The 3,285-nt window shown below is 70.4% G+C and carries 4 protein-coding genes; all 4 read right to left on the bottom strand.

What is annotated here, in order from left to right; all coding sequences use genetic code 11:
- Nucleotides 1–342, bottom strand: a 342-nt coding sequence (locus KILIM_RS20580; RefSeq protein ID WP_217997149.1) for a hypothetical protein, incomplete at its 3' end; no start/stop codon positions are given.
- A 110-nt stretch (nucleotides 343–452) separates the two neighbouring features.
- Nucleotides 453–704: a hypothetical protein gene (locus KILIM_RS20575; RefSeq protein ID WP_006594686.1), complete on the bottom strand. Its 252-nt coding sequence runs from the start codon at nucleotides 702–704 to the stop codon at nucleotides 453–455.
- A complete protein-coding gene (locus tag KILIM_RS20570; protein WP_006594685.1) occupies nucleotides 701–1,591 on the bottom strand; it encodes a hydrogenase maturation protease in 891 nt (296 codons plus the stop codon). The genes KILIM_RS20575 and KILIM_RS20570 overlap by 4 nt, the downstream gene beginning before the upstream one ends.
- A 3-nt stretch (nucleotides 1,592–1,594) precedes the next feature.
- Nucleotides 1,595–3,139 carry a nickel-dependent hydrogenase large subunit gene (locus tag KILIM_RS20565; protein ID WP_217997148.1) on the bottom strand — a complete coding sequence of 515 codons (1,545 nt, stop codon included), beginning with the start codon at nucleotides 3,137–3,139 and terminating at the stop codon, nucleotides 1,595–1,597.
- Nucleotides 3,140–3,285 lie beyond the last annotated feature (146 nt).

Raw genomic sequence — 3,285 nt, 5'->3', positions numbered from 1 at the left:
GCCCGCCTCGGTGGCCGCCCCCGCCAGCGCGGCGAGCACGACGGCCCGCACCTCGGGGGCCGCGGCCTCGTCCACCGGGGGCGGTGTGTCGGCCAAGCCGACCGTGTACAGAACGACGTCGACGAGGACGGCCACGGACCTCGGCAGGCCGGCCCGGATGGCGCTCGGATCGGCCGTCGGGTCGAGCACGAAGGCGTTGTAGGCGGCCACCGCGTCCAGGCCCTGGTCGGCACCGGCCTCGCCGTCGGCCGACGGCTCGCGGACGCTGCCCGCGAGCAAGGCCGCGCGGTCCGTCTCATCGACGATGAGTCGCAGCCCCAACGGAAAGGCGTGAATGCCCACCGGCTGCGGATGCCGCACGCCGGCGGCTGGTGCGGTCGGCCCTGTTGCGGTCGGCCCTGTCTCTGTTGGCCCTGTCTCTGTCGTCGCCTGTGGCGGGTGCGTTGCCTGTGTCACTGGCGATCTCCTTCCGGCCCAAGCGGATCGGTGTCGGCCTGCGTTGTTCGTCTCATCGGCGCGCCGGAGGGGTCCGGCAAGCTCCGGCGGTAAGCGGATCGGCGGGCGGCGTCGGCGAACACCTCGGCCTCCCGCTGCGAGCGGAAGCAGCGCAGCAGGTCGCGCCCGGCCCCGGCTTCGTCGACCCGCACGAGGTACACGGCCCACTGGCCGTGTTCGGCGACGACCTGCAGGTCGACCGCGGTCACGGCACCGCCTCGGCGCCCGCCAGCCGCACCCGCAGCATCCCGCCCCGCTCGTCGACCTCCAGCGGGTAGCTGCCGGCCAGTGCCTCGAGGTCGACGAACCCGAGCACCTCCGACAACAGCACCGATCGGTCTCCGGCCGGGGTGCGCTGCTTGAGCACCAGCCCGCCGTGGCCGGCGTCGACCAGGGGCAGGAGCGTCAGCACTCCGTCGGTGTAGGAGGCGACGCACGCGTTCGAGGGCAGGTGCGCGGCGGCGGTCTGCGCGTCGAGGTGCAGCGATCCGGCGGCGGTGAGCTCTACCCGCGGGACGTGCGGCGGGGTCCCCACAGCCCCGTCCGCAGCGCCCCGCGGGTACTCATCTCGCACCACAAGCTCCACAACCTCTTCCATCGCCTTCGCGACCGGCTCGCTCAGCGGCTCGCCGGGCTCGAAGTCCTGACCCTCGATGAGGTAGACGACGATGTCGCTGGGCCGTGCCGGCCCGAGCAGCCACGCCGAGAACGCCAGCGCGTGATCCCACCGGAACGAGTGGGTGTTCAGCCCGTCCAGCGGCGGCAGCTCGCTGACCTCCTGCGCCGGGATGCGGTACACCGTGCCGGGTTCGGCTCCGGTGCGCGCCGCGTCGACGATGACAACTCGTTGGGCCCCCCGCATTTGGAAGGCGATGTCGAGCCCGGCGGTGCCGCCGTCGACCAGCCGCACGGCCTCCGGCACGCCCCGCTCCCACAGTCGGCGCATGAGTAGCGGGCCGACGGCGTCGTCCCCGCGCAGGAGGTTGCCGCAGCCGACGACCAGCAGGTCACACGCCGGCGGCGGGAAGCCGTCGTCGAGCAACTCGTGCGGCGCCTGCGCCGTCTGCGGGCCCGCGCTGGAGTCGGCCGTCGGCACGGCTCACACCATCCCGTTGATGACGAACTTGTTCAGTTCTTTGCCGGACTTGCCGTCGTAGGCGTGCACGGTGCACACGAGGCAGGAGTCGAACGACCGGGCGACGTGCCCCAACTCGACCGGGTCGTGCATGTCGACGATCGGGGTGCCGATGAGGGCCTGCTCGATCGGACCCAGGGCGCCCTCGCTGTCGCGGGGCCCGATGTTCCAGGCGGTCGGGGTGATGACCTGGTAGTTCTCGATCTTGCCGTTCTCCAGCACGATCCAGTCCATCAGCGCGCCCCGGGCGGCCTCTGTGGCGCCCCAGCCCTTGCCGGACTCGTGCTCGATCGGCTTGTCGTAGAACGAGTCGTGCAGGTCGATGCGCGACAGCCAGTCCAGGCACCACTTGAAGTACTTGGGCGCCTCGTGCATGCGGGCCAGCTGGCGGGTGAACACCGACGGGCCGATGCGCGCCATGATGTCGGCGAACAGCGGGTCGGAGTCCATGTGCGGCGCCGGGTCGGGCGCGGCGGCGGCGATCCGCCGGGCCAGGGGGCCCGCCTCGAGCGGGATCCGGCCCAGGCCGGGCACGTCGTACCGCGGCGCCTTGGCCCAGGTGTACTTGCCCTGGTCGCGGCCCACCGCCGGGTCGATCGGGTCGGTCTGGCCCTCCCACGGGTGCAGCGGCCGGTCGCCCTTGTAGAAGGCGTGGGTCACGTCTTCGCTGACGCGCGCCTGGTCGAACTCGTGGTACTTGCCGTCGGCGTAGACCGCGCCGCGCCCAATGAGGGCACTCTGGCGCCCGGCGACGGTCGGGTGGTCGTACAGCGACGGCTCGAAGTAGGTGCCGGAGGCGAGGTAGTTGCCGCAGCCGGCCCCGTATTTGTCGAGCCCGATGTCAAGGGCGTAGCGGATGAAGAAGCCGCAGTCGGAGTTGTAGTGCGACTCGTTCTCGTCGACCCACGCGAGCACGTCGTCCCACGTCTTGTTCTCCAGCCAGCGGTCGATCGAGCAGCCGAGCCACTCTTTCTCCAGCCAGTTGTCCTTCCAGTGGTGCAGGATCGCCGTCGCGCGCGTGATGTCGGACAGGTTGGGGGCGCACATGACGCCGCCGGGCACCATGAACGAACTGTGCGGCCACTGCCCGCCGAAGATCGCATACACCTCGACCGGCTTGCCCGAGAGCACGACGCCCTTCTGATAGGCCGTTCCGACATAGGGCGCGAACCGGCGGACGGCCTCGTCGAACAGGGCCGACTTGGCGTAGTTCTTGTTGACGAAGTCGATGGCGAACAACGCGTAGAAGTAGCGCGGGATGGACTGCAGCGTCTCGCAGGCCTGCGCGATATTGCGAATGAGCGTGGCATTCGTCGGTACGTGCGTGCGCCAGGCGGTATCCAGGGCGTAGCACGCCTTGTAGAGGTGGCTGCCGCCGCAGATCCCGCAGATGCGGGGCGTGACGATGAGCCCGGCCTGCGGGTCCTTGCCGCGCAGAATGATCTCGAAGCCGCGGAACATCGCCGCCTCGGTCCACGCCGAGGTGACGACCCCGTCCTCAATGGTCACCCGCACATCAAGGTCACCCTCGACCCGCCCGAGCGGACTGACAAACAAATCGACAGACTCGGACCCGGTCCTGGTGTCTTCGGTAGCGGTCATCGGATAGTCCTTTCCTACGCCCCGAGAGGGGCTCGCCCAACCGCGAGCGCAGC

Origin of the sequence: Kineosphaera limosa NBRC 100340 (assembly GCF_000298215.1) — a bacterium.
Classification (GTDB): Bacteria; Actinomycetota; Actinomycetes; order Actinomycetales; family Dermatophilaceae; genus Kineosphaera; species Kineosphaera limosa.
Note: the sequence above shows the minus strand (reverse complement) of the source record. Positions and strands in the feature narration are given on the sequence as shown.